Consider the following 12,473-nt stretch of genomic DNA (forward strand, 5'->3'; position numbering starts at 1 on the left):
TCCAAGGAACACGTCCCATGAAAACACTACTTGGCGCATTGACCGGCGCAACGCTGCTGTTCGCCACCACGACCACTTTCGCTGCCTCGACCGTGGACCTGACGGTCAAGGGCCTGATCGTTCCCAGCGCCTGCACGCCGAGCCTGTCCAGTGGTGGGGTGATCGACCATGGCAAGATTTCCGCCAAGGACCTTGACCCCGACAAACCCACCATCATCGGCAACCACACCCTGACAATGTCGGTGGCATGCGAGGGCAAGACCCTTATCGCGCTGCAATCGGAAGACAACCGCAGGGGGTCCTCGATCAGCACCAGCGACTACGGTCTTGGCCTGATCAATGGCACGCAGAAACTCGGCCACTACGTCCTCAAGATCGCCAACCCGATCGCCGACTCCGTTGAAGTACAGTCCATCGCATCTCTCAACGGCCAGGACAATTGGTACCTTGAAAAATTCTGGGACCCTACCCTGTATATGTCCATGGCTGACATGAGTGATACCACCCAGCCAGTGCCGGTACAGGAATTGCTGCTGGACCTGGAGGTGCAAACTCTCATCAACCGCACCGATGGCCTGGACCTGAGCAATGAAGTACAGATCGACGGTTCCGCCACCCTCACCGTGATGTATCTCTAACCCGCTGGACGCCCATGCCTGCCTGGAAATCGGCGGTCATGGGCCATTTTTCGTATCGGCCACCCTCATTCGAACCAGTGACCTGCACCGATGAACATGCGCCCTTGCCTTTTTGCTGTCGTACTCGCACTGACACTGACCGCCCAGGCGCTCGCGGCCTCTTTTGTCGACCTCACGGTGACCGGCCGGCTGACCCCTGACGCCTGTAATGTGGAACTGTCCGACAACGGCTCCGTCGATCACGGCCGCATTCCCGCCCACACCCTCAGCAGCGACGAATTCACCGTGCTGCCGGCCCAGTTGCTGGAACTGACGGTGCTCTGCAACCGGCCGATGCTGTTTGCCCTGGTGGGCATCGACAATCGTGCGGATTCATCATTGGCGCCGGACTACTTCTACGGCCTGGGCAGAAATGTCCACGCCCCGCAGGAACGCCTCGGCTCCGTGGCGCTGTCCTTTCGTAACCCGGTGGGCGACGCGCAGAGCCTGCAGGTATTGGCCTCCTACGACAGCGGCGGAACCTGGGCGGCAGAGCCCAACGCCTATCCCAGGTCCTACATGGGGTTTGCCTTACCCGGCGACCGTCAACCGGACTTCATCCGCCAGCTGAGCGCCCAACTGCGGGTCGACACCTCAATCAACTTTTCGCAATACCTGACCCTGGACCAGGAAGTGCCCCTCGATGGTTCCATCGTCCTGGACTTGCGCTACCTCTGACTCCACCTTTTTCCCAATGGAAACTCCGTCATGACGTCGACACGCTGCACACTCGCGACCCTGGCCTTACTGTTGAGCCTCCACGCCCAGGCTGACGGCATGGTGCCCGACACGTCCGTGGTGATCATTCACGAAGCCGACGGCGAAGCGGCGGTCTCGGTCACCAACACCGACAGCAGCCTGGCCTTGCTGCACGTGACCTTGCAAGACATCCCTGAAGACACCGAGCCCCTTTTGGTGGTAACGCCACCGCTGTCCCGAGTGGAAAGCGGCAAATCGCAACTGGTGCGCTTCATCTTGCAAAACCAGGCGCCGCTGAGCACCCAGCGCCTAAAACGCGCAATTTTCGAAGGCATGCCCCAGGGTCGTGCAGCCACCGAAGCCGGACACGCCCGGGTCGGCGTGACCGTGCGCCAGAACCTGCCGGTGATCGTGCATCCCAAGGGCCTGGCGATCAACCGTACACCCTGGACCGGCCTGACCTGGACCCTGCGCAACGGCACATTGCAGGTGCGTAACGATACGCCGTATGTGGTGCGCCTGGCCCAGGAGCTACGCCTGCTGCCCGGTGATGGTCAGGCGACCCTGCCGCGCACCTATGTGCTGCCCGGCCAAACCCTGAGCGTGCCGGCCACCGGCGGGCCCGCTACCCAGGTGCGGTTGCAGCCGGCCACGGTGTATGGCTTTGCCGTGGCCGCCTACGACGCGCCCATCTCCCTTTGAAATCAACAGGCGCCAGGCTGGCGCCTGCATAACGAGTGACGGCTCATCGACCGTTACCAGGACGCTGCCAACGTAGCCAGGGCCGGCATCGGGCGTCCACCAGATTGAGTGCCTTTCGTGAAAACAGTCCTGAGTTACCGTGACGGCGAAGCCGTGCCCGCTGCATCTGCCCGTCCACCGTTGGCGACCCTGGTATTGCTGTGCGCGCTGGTGCCGGCCAAGGCGTGGTCCGAGGCTGCGCCACGGCCGGGCTTCGACGCCCAGACCCTGCACCAGCGCGGCATCGACCCACAGCTGGCGAGCCTGCTGTTGGACGCGCCGCGCTTCACCGCCGGCCGGCATACGATCACCCTGCGGGTCAATGGCCAGCGTCGTGGCCGCCTGGAGGTGGCTTTCGATCAACAGGGCCGGCTGTGTTTCGATCGCGCCCTGCTGGAGGCTGCCCACCTGTTGACGCCCAACGACAGCGGCCCGTGCCACGACTTTCTCGGGCAGTACCCGCAAAGCCTGGTGGAGCCGGATCCGGCCACGCTTTCAGTGGCGCTGGTAGTGCCCACCGATGCCTTGCGCCCGGTGCCTCAGGATGTTTCGGGGTATGAAACCGGTGGTTTCGCTGGCCTGCTCAACTATGACCTCAGTGGTTTCTACAATCGTTATGGCGATGACGCCAGCCGGTTCGGCTCGGCCAACACCGAAGTCGGATTCAATGCCGGCGACTGGATCGTGCGCAGTCGCCAGGTACAGACCTGGCAGGACGGCCTGTCGCGCAGCACCCATCTGGAAGCCTATGCCCAGCGCACCTTCGCCAACCACCAGGCGGTGCTGCAGGCCGGGCAGATCAACCTCTATAACCCGGTGCTGGCTGGCGCGCAGATCAACGGGGTGCAGGTGCTCACCGAACAAGCCCTGCAGGAGCAAGGCCAAGGCGCGGTGATCGAAGGGATCGCCAACAGCCCGGCGCAAGTCGAGGTACGTCAGAACGGCGCGCTGATCCACTCCACGGTGGTGCCCGCCGGGCCGTTTGCCCTGAGCGATGTGCGCCGCCTCAACACCCGCTCGGATGTGGAAGTCACGGTCAAGGAAAGCATCGGCGGTGAACGCCGTTTCACCGTGCCGGCGGCAATGCTGGGCCTCGGTTTGCCAGCGCCGGGCTATTCCCTGGCGGCAGGCCGCGTACGCAATATCGGCGACGCTCAGGGCACCGATCCCTGGGTGGTCAGCGCCGGCTGGACCGGCCCCGTGCACCCGCAACTGAGCGTCGGCGGCGGCATGACGGTGGCCGACGACTACCGTGCCGGCGGCGTCAGCCTGAGCTGGCTACCGTGGCTGGACAGCCAAGTGCAACTGACCAGCCAGGTGTCGAATAGCAGCGGCTGGGAACAGGCCTCTGGTGTGCAAACCGACCTGTCCTGGTCACAACGCCTGAATGAGCGATGGTCATTCAGTGCCGCCAATTCCTGGCGCAGCCCCGGCTATCGCGAGCTGGAAGAAAGCACTTACCGCCAGGTCACCAACGAGCACAGCCGTTCGCGTTACCGCGACCAGCAAAGCGCCACCCTGGGCTGGTCCCATCCCTGGCTCGGCGCCTTCAGTGCCGGGGTGTCCCGCTCAGCCAGCTTCGACGGCCGCAGTAGCAGCCGCGCCCTGGCGTCCTGGGGCACCAGCGTCAGAGGCGTATCGCTGTCTGCCAGCGCCGAATGGCAGATGGGCGGGCAGGATCAACAGGACAATGCCGTGTACCTGAATATCAGCCTGCCTCTGGGCGAGAATCGCCGGATGCGCGCCTGGGTGCGCAATTCCGGCGGCGAACATCGCACCGGCGTAGGCATGAACGACCAGCTCGACGATCAGTTGAGCTATCGCGTCAGCGCCGAGCATGACACTCGCGACAACCAGGTGGAAACCACCCTGGGCGTCTCTGCCCTGCCGCGCTACACCCAGCTCGACTTGAGCTACAGCCGCTCCGATGCAGAGCGTTCCAGCTACCAGGGCGGCGCACGCGGCGGCGTGGTGCTGCATGGCGATGGCGTGACGTTTTCACCCTACCCGGTGCGCGACACCTTCGCCTTGCTCTCAGTGGGCGAGATGAGCGGGATCAAGGTCAACACTCCCAGCGGGCCAGTATGGACCGACTGGCAAGGCCAGGCGGTTGTGCCCCAGGTGAGCGCCTATGGACGTAGCCCAGTGGAAGTCCAGACCCGTTCGCTGCCGCGCAACGCCGATATCACCAACGGCCTGGCGGTGATTGCCGCAGGTCGCGGCGCGGTGGACCGGGTTGAGTTCGGCGTGGGCCTGACGCGCCGCGCCTTGCTCACCGTCAGCACCGACGAGGGTGCGCCCTTGCCAAGGGGCGCCTCGGTCAGCACCGCAGCAGGCGAGTTCGTCACCCTGGTGCAGGATTCCAGCCAAGTGTTCCTGCCCAACGTGCTGGAGCAGCCGACGCTGTGGGTCACCTTGCCGGGCGGCAGCCGCTGCGTGCTGCGCTTCGAATTGCCGAACAAAGCCGACCCCACGGTGTATTTCGAAACCGCGCCCGCCCGTTGCCAAACGCCTTGAGGATAACCGCCATGCTCCGAATGACTTTCCTGCGCCCCGTCACCCTGTGGCTACTGCTCGGTTTGACTGGCAACGCCCTGGCGGTGGATGAATGCCAGCTCACGCTCAGCGAATCGCTGCTGGATTTCGGCTTGATGAGCCGCATCGCTCAGAACGACAGTGCGCCACAACGCCTGCTCGGGGAACGACGCCTGAGCCTGACCTTCAACTGCCCCCAACCCCAAGACCTGAGCCTGTTCTATCGCGCCCTGGCCGCCGATGCGCAGCAACTGCGCTTTACCGAGCACGGGCACTACCAGATTGAAGCCAGCAACGCCGTGGTCGATGGCAAGGCGGTGGAACTGGGCTTGCTCGCCGCCCCTGGGCAACCAGCGCTGAGCAACGCCAGCGTGCAAGACTGGCGTGCCGGCCACGGCATCGCACCGACCTTGCAGGGCAGCGTGGTCAACGGCAGCAACCTGTCCCTGCAACTGACGTTGCGCGCCTGGGCCGACAGTGCCGCCACCCGGGTGCGAGACGCCACCACCTGGGAAGTGTCCGGAACGTTTTATTCGCCGCTACAGGGGCGCTACCGCGAACTGACCTTACGTGCGCATTTTGCCCCGGCCGCCTGCCAGCCTTCGTTGTCCGACCATGGCGTGGTGGACTACGGCGTCCTGCCGGCCAAAAGCCTGAACGCCACCACCGAAACCCCGATGCCCCTGAGGACCCTGGGCTTTGCCGTCAGTTGCGATGCGCCGACCCCGTTCGCCCTGCGCATGCACGATAACCGCGAAGGCTCGGCCACCGGTGGTATCGATGAGACCGCCTACGGCCTGGACCTGGATGCCAGCCGCAACAAAATCGGCGTGTATTTCGTTACGGTCGACCCGGCGGAATTCACCGCCGATGCCTTCACGTCGCTGTATCGAACCGACTCCACCAGCAACGGCGTGGCCTGGAGCAGCTCCAGCCAGCGCCAGATCCCCATGGCCGCCAACAGCATCATGGGTTTCACCGACAGGCTCGGCACCACCACAGGGCCGGTGGCTATCCAGAACCTGAGCGGCACCGTGCGCATCAAGACCTACCTGGCCCCCACGCAATCGCTGGACCTGCGCGAAGTGGTGCGTATCAACGGCTCCGGCACTATCGAAATCATCTATTTGTAAGGAGTCGCCTGATGAACATCCACCGCACTGCACTGCCCGCCTTGTTGCTTGCGCTGAGCGCCGCGCCGACCCAAGCCGCCTCCAGCATCGACCTGAGTGTCCTGGGCCGTATCATCCCCACGGCTTGCACGCCACTGTTGTCCGCAGGCGGAGTAATCGATTACGGCAAGATTTCCCACCAGGACCTGAACCTCGAGCAAGGCACGCGCCTGCCCGTCAAGACCCTGCAGATCAGCATCGATTGCAATGCGCCCAGTCGCTATGCCCTGCGCATGCGCGACAACCGCGACGGCTCGGCCACGGTCAACAGTGAGATTTACTACGGGCTGGGTTTCGACCGCAGCGGCAACCGAATCGGCCTTTACTCCATGAGCTTTGACCCACGGCAAACCCAGGCGGACAACAGCGCGTCGATCTACGGCACCGAGTCGACCACCGGCGGCGTGGCCTGGCGCACCGCCAACCTCAACCCTATCGACATAGGCGCCAACAGCTACCTGGGCTTTACCGACATCGAAGGCAGCGTCGCTGGCCCCTCGGCGATTGGCACGCTGACCGGCACCGTGAGTATCCACACCGTGATCAGCGCCCGGCGCAACCTCGACCTGAGCGTCGACACGCCCCTGGATGGCTCCGCCACGCTGGAAGTGGTTTACCTCTAGACCTTCTCGCTGGTGACTTGCACATAGCGCGCCCGCCCGGCACCCAGGCCCGCCACGATCGCGCCCAGGCCGATCACTGCGAAGATCCAGCCGGTAGCGTCCCAGCCACCGGTCCAGTCATGCACCAGGCCGACAACGAACGGGCCCATGGAGGCCAGGGTGTAGCCGAAGCCCTGGGCCATGCTCGACAGGTTGGCGGCGACGTGGGAATCGCGCGAGCGCAGCACGATCAAGGTCAGCGCCAGGCTGAAGGTGCCGCCCTGCCCCAGGCCAAGCAGAATCGCCCAGCCCCACAGGCCATCCAAGGGCGCATAGAGACAACCAAACAGACCGCCGAGGGTCAGCAGCATCACCACCACAATGGCCAGGCGCTGGTCTTGGCCACGGGTGGCCAACCAGGGCGCGGCGAGCGAACTGAACAATTGCACAATGATCGAGCCGGACAGCGCCAACCCGGCCTCAGTAGCACTCAAGCCGCGCCCGATCAGGATCGACGGCAGCCAGCCAAACACGATGTAGGCCAGGGAAGATTGCAGGCCCATGTACAAGGTGACCTGCCAGGCCAGCGGGTCGCGCAGCAAACCTCTTACGCGATAGGCAACCTGATGGGCACCGTGTTTCGGCCCAACCTGGGGCAACCAGAACAACGCCGCCAGCAGCGCCGGCAGAATCCAGAACCCCAGGCCGATGTTCCAGCTGCCGCCGTAGTAATGACTCAACGGCACCGTAGCCCCCGCTGCCAGTGCGGCGCCCAGGCACAGGGCCATGGTGTACACGCCAGTCATGGTGCCGGCGTGCCTGGCAAAGTCACGCTTGACGATGCCCGGCAACAACACGCCGATGATGCCGATACTCGCACCGGCGATCAGGCTGCCGGCAAACAGGCCAACCTCACCCAAGGAGCTGCGCAGAATGATGCCGGCGGCCAGCGTCAGCAAAATTCCCAGCACCACCCGCTCAGCACCAAAGCGCCGCGCCAGCACCGGCGCCAGCGGTGCGAACAGGCCCAGGCACAGCACCGGCAACGTGGTCAGCAACCCGGCCTTGGCCGCCGACAACCCCAGGCTCGCGGACACCTCGCTGAGCAGCGGCGCCATGCTCGACAGCGCCGGGCGCAGGTTCAGCGCCACCAGGATCAGCCCCAGCAGCAGCAGCCATGGGCGGGCGACGAGCGGCGACGTGTGTTGCACCACCTCGTCATCGGCTTCGGCGTCGATCAACAGTTCTTCAAGTTCAGTCTTGCGTTGGGTTTCAGGGTTCATTGATCAACTGCCGGCAGAGGGATTTGGCGCGTTCGGGGTCTTGGTGTTCCACCGCGTCGAGCAAGGCGCTGTGCAGGTCGAACACGGCCTGACGACGTGGTGAGATGTTCAAGGTCTGGCGCAACTGCGCGCCGACGATGGCGGAAAAGTAGTGGTACAGCTCGCTCAACGCCGGGTTATGTGCGGCGTCTACCAGCCGACGGTGGAACACCAGATCGGCGTTGATGTAAGCCTCCAGGTCACCGTGATACAGCTCGGCACTGGCCTGGAGCGCCTGGCGCAACGCGTCTAGGTCTTCATCGGTGCGACGCACTGCGGCGAGGCCGATAGCCTCCACCTCCAGGATCTGCCGCGTCTCCTGCGCCTGCTCCAGGGAGCAATGGGACAGCGCACGCATTGTGCCCAGCGGGTCGGTCATCGAGCGCAAATAGCTGCCGTCACCCTGGCGGATTTCGATCAAGCCAGAGAATGCCAATACACGCATGGCCTCGCGCACGGTATTGCGGCTGATGCCCAGCTCGGCAGACAGCTCCGGCTCGGTAGGCAGGCGTTCGCCGATGGCCCACACGCCTTGGGCAATGCGCAAGCGCAGTTGCTCCAAGGCCTGGTCGACCAGGGAACGTTTGATCAGTGGAGCGATGTCTGTCATGGATTTTGCACTTTCGTCCAATCATAGGATGAATTTTCCTACAGGCTATTCGGAGTTGCCTACAAAGGCAACGCACTAGGGTTCTTAGGCAGGAAAAGGAGCAGTATTTTCGATTGGTAAAATTACCCTCAGAGGGTAATTATTGGACTCGGGTGTCTTATGGAAAAGTACACACCTCACTACGATTTGGCGGTGATCAAGGCGGATGTCAGGCGGCTTGGGAGGAAAGCATTTACCCAGTCAGCACAACGATGCGGCTGGGACCTGTGCTTTAGCCTTGAGGAAATGCAGGAGGTCGTCTATGAGTTGCAAAACTGGATGTTGTACAAGTCGATGACCACTTATGGAGACCATCGAGTCTGGCAGGACGTGTACCACACTCATTCGAAAGGCAGGGAGATTTACATCAAGGTCACTTACTGCACAGACGGTAGGCCTCCGGTAATCTCCTTCAAGGAGAAACACCCATGAAAAAAACCGAGCTGTGCTACATCTGTGGCGCCCCTGATGCATTGAGCTATTTCGAGGGCCGCAGCGAAACCATAAGCGTCAAAGGCATGGAGCGTCGAGTCGACAATCTTGCAGGCTGGAAATGCAAGGTATGCGGCGACGGCTTTTGGGACCCCGATACCGATAGTGCAGATCGCTATGGCGAAGCGGGTGACGAGCTAGTCCTCGCCGCTCGAAAAATAATCGGCGCCGAGATGAAGCGCATCCGCCGAAAACTGCACCTTACGCAAAAGGAAGCCGTGGATTTGCTGTCCGGTGGCGGCCACAACGCATTCTCCCGGTACGAACGCGGCGAAGTTCCAGCCCCCAAACCCTTGGTGCTGCTGATGCGATTCTTGGATCGCCACCCGCACCTGCTTGCGGACGCGAAAGCCCTGTCGGAAGGCGCTGATATGCGCGGCGCCTTCACCTACACCGTGAACAACGACACTGAAGCACTCAAAGCGTCCTAACCCAAAAAATAAACCCGGCCAGGCCGGGTTTGTTTTTTCAAACATCGATCAATGCAGAATCTGGCTCAAGAACAACTTGGTCCGATCATTCTGCGGGCTGTCAAAGAAGTCATTCGGCGCCGCCTGTTCCACGATCTCGCCCTTGTCCATGAAGATCACACGGTTGGCCACGGTGCGCGCGAAGCCCATTTCGTGGGTCACGCACAACATGGTCATGCCGTCTTCGGCCAGGCCGATCATGGTGTCCAATACTTCCTTGACCATTTCCGGATCCAGCGCCGAAGTCGGTTCATCGAACAGCATGATTTTCGGTTTCATGCACAAGGCACGGGCAATCGCCACACGCTGTTGCTGCCCGCCGGACAGTTGCCCAGGGAACTTGTGCGCCTGTTCCGGGATGCGCACGCGCTCCAGGTAATGCATGGCGATTTCCTCGGCCTTGCGCTTGGGCATCTTGCGCACCCACATCGGCGCCAGCGTGCAGTTCTGCAGGATGGTCAGGTGCGGGAACAGGTTGAAGTGCTGGAACACCATGCCGACTTCACGGCGGATCGCTTCGATCTGCTTGAGGTCGTTGGTCAGCTCCACGCCATCAACCACGATACGGCCCTGCTGGTGCTCTTCAAGGCGATTGAGGCAGCGGATGGTGGTGGACTTGCCCGAACCCGACGGGCCACACAACACGATGCGCTCGCCTTGCTTGACGTTCAGGTTGATGTCTTTCAACACGTGGAACTGGCCGTACCACTTGTTGACGCCCTGCATCTGGATAATGCCTTCAGGGCTCACAGGCTGCTTGATTGCTTCGCTCATAAAAACCACTCCTAACGCTTGTGGCCGGTGTCGAGCTTGCGTTCCAGGTGCATGGAATAGCGCGACATGCCAAAACAGTAAATCCAGAACACCAGGGCGGCGAACACGTAGCCTTCGGTGGCCATGCCCAGCCATTTGGGGTCGGCAGCGGCTTGCTTGACGCTGTTGAGCAGGTCGAACAGGCCGATGATGATCACAAGGCTGGTGTCCTTGAACAGTGCGATGAAGGTATTGACGATCCCCGGGATCACCATCTTCAGGGCTTGCGGCAGAATCACCAGGCCCGTGCTGCGCCAATAACCCAGGCCCATAGCTGCGGCGGCTTCGTACTGCCCCTTCGGAATCGCCTGCAAACCACCGCGCACCACTTCGGCCACATAGGCCGACTGGAACAGGATCACACCGATCAGCGCCCGCAGCAGTTTGTCGAAGTTCATGCCTTCGGGCAGGAACAACGGCAACATCACCGAGGACATGAACAGTACGGTGATCAACGGCACGCCGCGCCAGAACTCGATGAAGGTCACGCAAACCACCCGGATCGCCGGCATGTTCGAGCGCCGGCCCAGCGCCAGCACAATCCCCAGCGGCAAGGCGCCGGCGATGCCGACCGTGGCGATCACCAGGGTCAGCATCAGGCCGCCCCATTGGCTGGTCGCCACGGTGCTCAAGCCGAAGACGCCGCCGTGCAGCAGGAAGTAGGCGATGATCGGGTACAGCACCAGGAAGCCCAGGCCGTAGATCGCCTTGCGTTGCCAGCGCGAGATGAACAACGGTGCCACGCCGACAATGGCCAGCCACACCGTAAGGTCCACGCGCCAGCGCAGCTCGCCAGGATAGTAGCCGTACATGAATTGCCCGAAGCGTTGCTGGATGAACACCCAGCAAGCCCCCTCTTTCGTGCAATCGGCGCGGGTAGTGCCGACCCAGTTTGCGTCGAGAATGGCCCACTGCAGGATCGGCGGTACCACCAGGTACACCAGGTAAATCGCCAGCAGGGTCAGCAGGGTGTTGAGCCAGCTTGAGAACAAGTTGGCGCGCATCCACGCCACCGGCCCGAAGACTTTGCTCGGTGGCGGCATATCAGGTTTGAACGTATGCGTCGTCATGGGCGTTTCCTCACCGCTCGATCAGCGCAATGCGCTTGTTGTACCAGTTCATCAGCAGGGAAATGCTGATGCTGATCGCCAGGTACACGCTCATGGTGATGGCAATGACCTCGATAGCTTGGCCGGTCTGGTTGAGCACCGTGCCGGCAAACAGCGAAACCATTTCCGGGTAGCCGATACCGGCGGCCAGCGAGGAGTTTTTCGCCAGGTTCAGGTATTGGCTGGTCAGCGGCGGAATGATCACGCGCAGCGCCTGCGGGATGATGACCTTGCGCAACGTTGGCCCCGGGCGCAGGCCCAGAGAACGCGCGGCTTCGGTCTGGCCGTGGCTCACGGACTTGATCCCCGAGCGCACGATCTCGGCGATAAACGCCGCCGTATACACCGTCAATGCCAGAGTCAGCGCCAGCAGTTCAGGGATCAATACCCAGCCACCGACGAAGTTGAAGCCTGCAAGCCGGGGCATCTCCCAGTGCAACGGCGCGCCGAAGATCAACGCACACAACGCCGGGATCACGATGAACAGCGCCAGGCCGGCCCAGAATTTATGGAAGGGTACGCCAGTGGCTTCAAAGCGCCTGTTGGCCCAGCGGGTCATCAGCACGATGGCGACAATGGCGATCACCAGGCTGGCGACAAATGGCCAGAACCCGTCGGCCGCCAGGGCTGCCGGCATGTTCAGACCACGACTGCTGACGAAGAAGGTATCACCGAAGTTATGGCTGTTGCGCGGCCCCGGCATGGTCAGGAACACCGCGAAATACCAGAACAGGATTTGCAGCAAAGGCGGGATATTGCGAAAGACTTCTACGTAGACCGTCGCCAGCTTGCTGATCATCCAGTTGGGCGACAGCCGCGCCACGCCGATGATAAAGCCCAGCAGGGTTGCCAGCACCACGCCGATCACGGTCACCAGCAAGGTATTGAGCAAGCCGATCACAAACACCCGGGCATAGCTGTCCGATTCGGTGTAGTCGATCAAATGCTGCGCGATGCCAAAGCCGGCACTGCGCTCAAGAAAGTCGAAACCCGAGGTGATGCCCCGGTGTTGCAAATTGGTCTGGGTGTTATGGAACAGGTACCAGCCCAGCGAGACAACCGCCACGATGGTGATGATCTGGAATAGCCACGCGCGCACTTTGGGATCGCTGAAGCTGAGCTTCTGCTTGGGTGCGCCGATTTGATTTTGCATGAAGTGCCCCGCAAATAATGGAACAGAACATCACCCGGC

13 protein-coding genes are annotated in these 12,473 nt (G+C 62.2%); 8 read left to right on the plus strand and 5 right to left on the minus strand.

All coding sequences use genetic code 11. The features are described from left to right. Positions 1-17: 17 nt before the first annotated feature. The 6 genes from NMB39_RS23630 (at position 18) to NMB39_RS23655 (ending at position 6,447) form a co-directional block, all read left to right on the plus strand. Positions 18-638 carry a DUF1120 domain-containing protein gene (locus NMB39_RS23630; protein ID WP_494339991.1) on the plus strand — a complete coding sequence of 207 codons (621 nt, stop codon included), beginning with the start codon at positions 18-20 and terminating at the stop codon, positions 636-638. Between the two features lie 90 nt (positions 639-728). Continuing rightward, a complete protein-coding gene (locus tag NMB39_RS23635; protein ID WP_057021487.1) occupies positions 729-1,355 on the plus strand; it encodes a DUF1120 domain-containing protein in 627 nt (208 codons plus the stop codon). Between the two features lie 30 nt (positions 1,356-1,385). Beyond that, complete coding sequence (locus tag NMB39_RS23640; RefSeq protein WP_057021488.1) at positions 1,386-2,078, plus strand: fimbria/pilus chaperone family protein; 693 nt, start codon at positions 1,386-1,388, stop codon at positions 2,076-2,078. Between the two features lie 117 nt (positions 2,079-2,195). Next, positions 2,196-4,634 carry a fimbria/pilus outer membrane usher protein gene (locus NMB39_RS23645; protein ID WP_172833427.1) on the plus strand — a complete coding sequence of 813 codons (2,439 nt, stop codon included), beginning with the start codon at positions 2,196-2,198 and terminating at the stop codon, positions 4,632-4,634. A gap of 11 nt (positions 4,635-4,645) precedes the next feature. Further along, positions 4,646-5,785: a DUF1120 domain-containing protein gene (locus NMB39_RS23650; RefSeq protein ID WP_306957137.1), complete on the plus strand. Its 1,140-nt coding sequence runs from the start codon at positions 4,646-4,648 to the stop codon at positions 5,783-5,785. A gap of 11 nt (positions 5,786-5,796) precedes the next feature. Further along, on the plus strand, positions 5,797-6,447 hold the full coding sequence (locus NMB39_RS23655; RefSeq protein WP_057021490.1) for a DUF1120 domain-containing protein: 651 nt from the start codon (positions 5,797-5,799) through the stop codon (positions 6,445-6,447). Here NMB39_RS23655 and NMB39_RS23660 read toward each other — a convergent pair. Together NMB39_RS23660 and NMB39_RS23665 are read right to left on the minus strand one after the other, a co-directional pair. Continuing rightward, positions 6,444-7,709: a CynX/NimT family MFS transporter gene (locus NMB39_RS23660; protein ID WP_494339990.1), complete on the minus strand. Its 1,266-nt coding sequence runs from the start codon at positions 7,707-7,709 to the stop codon at positions 6,444-6,446. The two genes, NMB39_RS23655 and NMB39_RS23660, sit on opposite strands and share 4 nt — an antisense overlap. After that, positions 7,699-8,358 (minus strand): FadR/GntR family transcriptional regulator, encoded by a 660-nt coding sequence (locus NMB39_RS23665; protein WP_198720084.1) that lies wholly within the window; start codon positions 8,356-8,358, stop codon positions 7,699-7,701. The genes NMB39_RS23660 and NMB39_RS23665 overlap by 11 nt, the downstream gene beginning before the upstream one ends. A 159-nt stretch (positions 8,359-8,517) precedes the next feature. On the opposite strand from NMB39_RS23665, the gene NMB39_RS23670 reads away from it, so the two are divergent. Together NMB39_RS23670 and NMB39_RS23675 are read left to right on the plus strand one after the other, a co-directional pair. Beyond that, positions 8,518-8,829, plus strand: coding sequence for a type II toxin-antitoxin system MqsR family toxin (locus NMB39_RS23670; RefSeq protein WP_494339989.1), 312 nt, complete (start codon positions 8,518-8,520; stop codon positions 8,827-8,829). Continuing rightward, positions 8,826-9,320 (plus strand): type II toxin-antitoxin system MqsA family antitoxin, encoded by a 495-nt coding sequence (locus NMB39_RS23675; protein WP_494339988.1) that lies wholly within the window; start codon positions 8,826-8,828, stop codon positions 9,318-9,320. Before NMB39_RS23670 ends, NMB39_RS23675 begins: the two co-directional genes overlap by 4 nt. A 48-nt stretch (positions 9,321-9,368) precedes the next feature. On the opposite strand, the gene NMB39_RS23680 is transcribed toward NMB39_RS23675, so the two are convergent. From NMB39_RS23680 to NMB39_RS23690, 3 genes are read right to left on the minus strand one after another with little or no spacing between them, the layout of a single operon-like run. Next, on the minus strand, positions 9,369-10,133 hold the full coding sequence (locus NMB39_RS23680) for an amino acid ABC transporter ATP-binding protein (protein ID WP_137219962.1): 765 nt from the start codon (positions 10,131-10,133) through the stop codon (positions 9,369-9,371). An 11-nt stretch (positions 10,134-10,144) separates the two neighbouring features. After that, on the minus strand, positions 10,145-11,242 hold the full coding sequence (locus NMB39_RS23685) for an amino acid ABC transporter permease (RefSeq protein ID WP_494339987.1): 1,098 nt from the start codon (positions 11,240-11,242) through the stop codon (positions 10,145-10,147). A gap of 10 nt (positions 11,243-11,252) precedes the next feature. Beyond that, positions 11,253-12,434: an amino acid ABC transporter permease gene (locus NMB39_RS23690; RefSeq protein WP_046071008.1), complete on the minus strand. Its 1,182-nt coding sequence runs from the start codon at positions 12,432-12,434 to the stop codon at positions 11,253-11,255. Between the last annotated feature and the right edge of the window lie 39 nt (positions 12,435-12,473).

The sequence above is a fragment of the Pseudomonas sp. FBCC-B545 genome, from assembly GCF_059134095.1.

Excerpts from the sequence above, each read along its gene's own strand:
- NMB39_RS23665 (WP_198720084.1), bottom strand. The coding sequence starts at position 8,358 with ATGACAGACATCGCTCCACTGATCAAACGTTCCCTGGTCGACCAGGCC.
- NMB39_RS23690 (WP_046071008.1), bottom strand. The coding sequence starts at position 12,434 with ATGCAAAATCAAATCGGCGCACCCAAGCAGAAGCTCAGCTTCAGCGAT.
- NMB39_RS23680 (WP_137219962.1), bottom strand. The coding sequence starts at position 10,133 with ATGAGCGAAGCAATCAAGCAGCCTGTGAGCCCTGAAGGCATTATCCAG.
- NMB39_RS23630 (WP_494339991.1), top strand. The coding sequence starts at position 18 with ATGAAAACACTACTTGGCGCATTGACCGGCGCAACGCTGCTGTTCGCC.
- NMB39_RS23685 (WP_494339987.1), bottom strand. The coding sequence starts at position 11,242 with ATGACGACGCATACGTTCAAACCTGATATGCCGCCACCGAGCAAAGTC.
- NMB39_RS23670 (WP_494339989.1), top strand. The coding sequence starts at position 8,518 with ATGGAAAAGTACACACCTCACTACGATTTGGCGGTGATCAAGGCGGAT.
- NMB39_RS23635 (WP_057021487.1), top strand. The coding sequence starts at position 729 with ATGAACATGCGCCCTTGCCTTTTTGCTGTCGTACTCGCACTGACACTG.
- NMB39_RS23675 (WP_494339988.1), top strand. The coding sequence starts at position 8,826 with ATGAAAAAAACCGAGCTGTGCTACATCTGTGGCGCCCCTGATGCATTG.
- NMB39_RS23650 (WP_306957137.1), top strand. The coding sequence starts at position 4,646 with ATGCTCCGAATGACTTTCCTGCGCCCCGTCACCCTGTGGCTACTGCTC.
- NMB39_RS23655 (WP_057021490.1), top strand. The coding sequence starts at position 5,797 with ATGAACATCCACCGCACTGCACTGCCCGCCTTGTTGCTTGCGCTGAGC.
- NMB39_RS23660 (WP_494339990.1), bottom strand. The coding sequence starts at position 7,709 with ATGAACCCTGAAACCCAACGCAAGACTGAACTTGAAGAACTGTTGATC.
- NMB39_RS23640 (WP_057021488.1), top strand. The coding sequence starts at position 1,386 with ATGACGTCGACACGCTGCACACTCGCGACCCTGGCCTTACTGTTGAGC.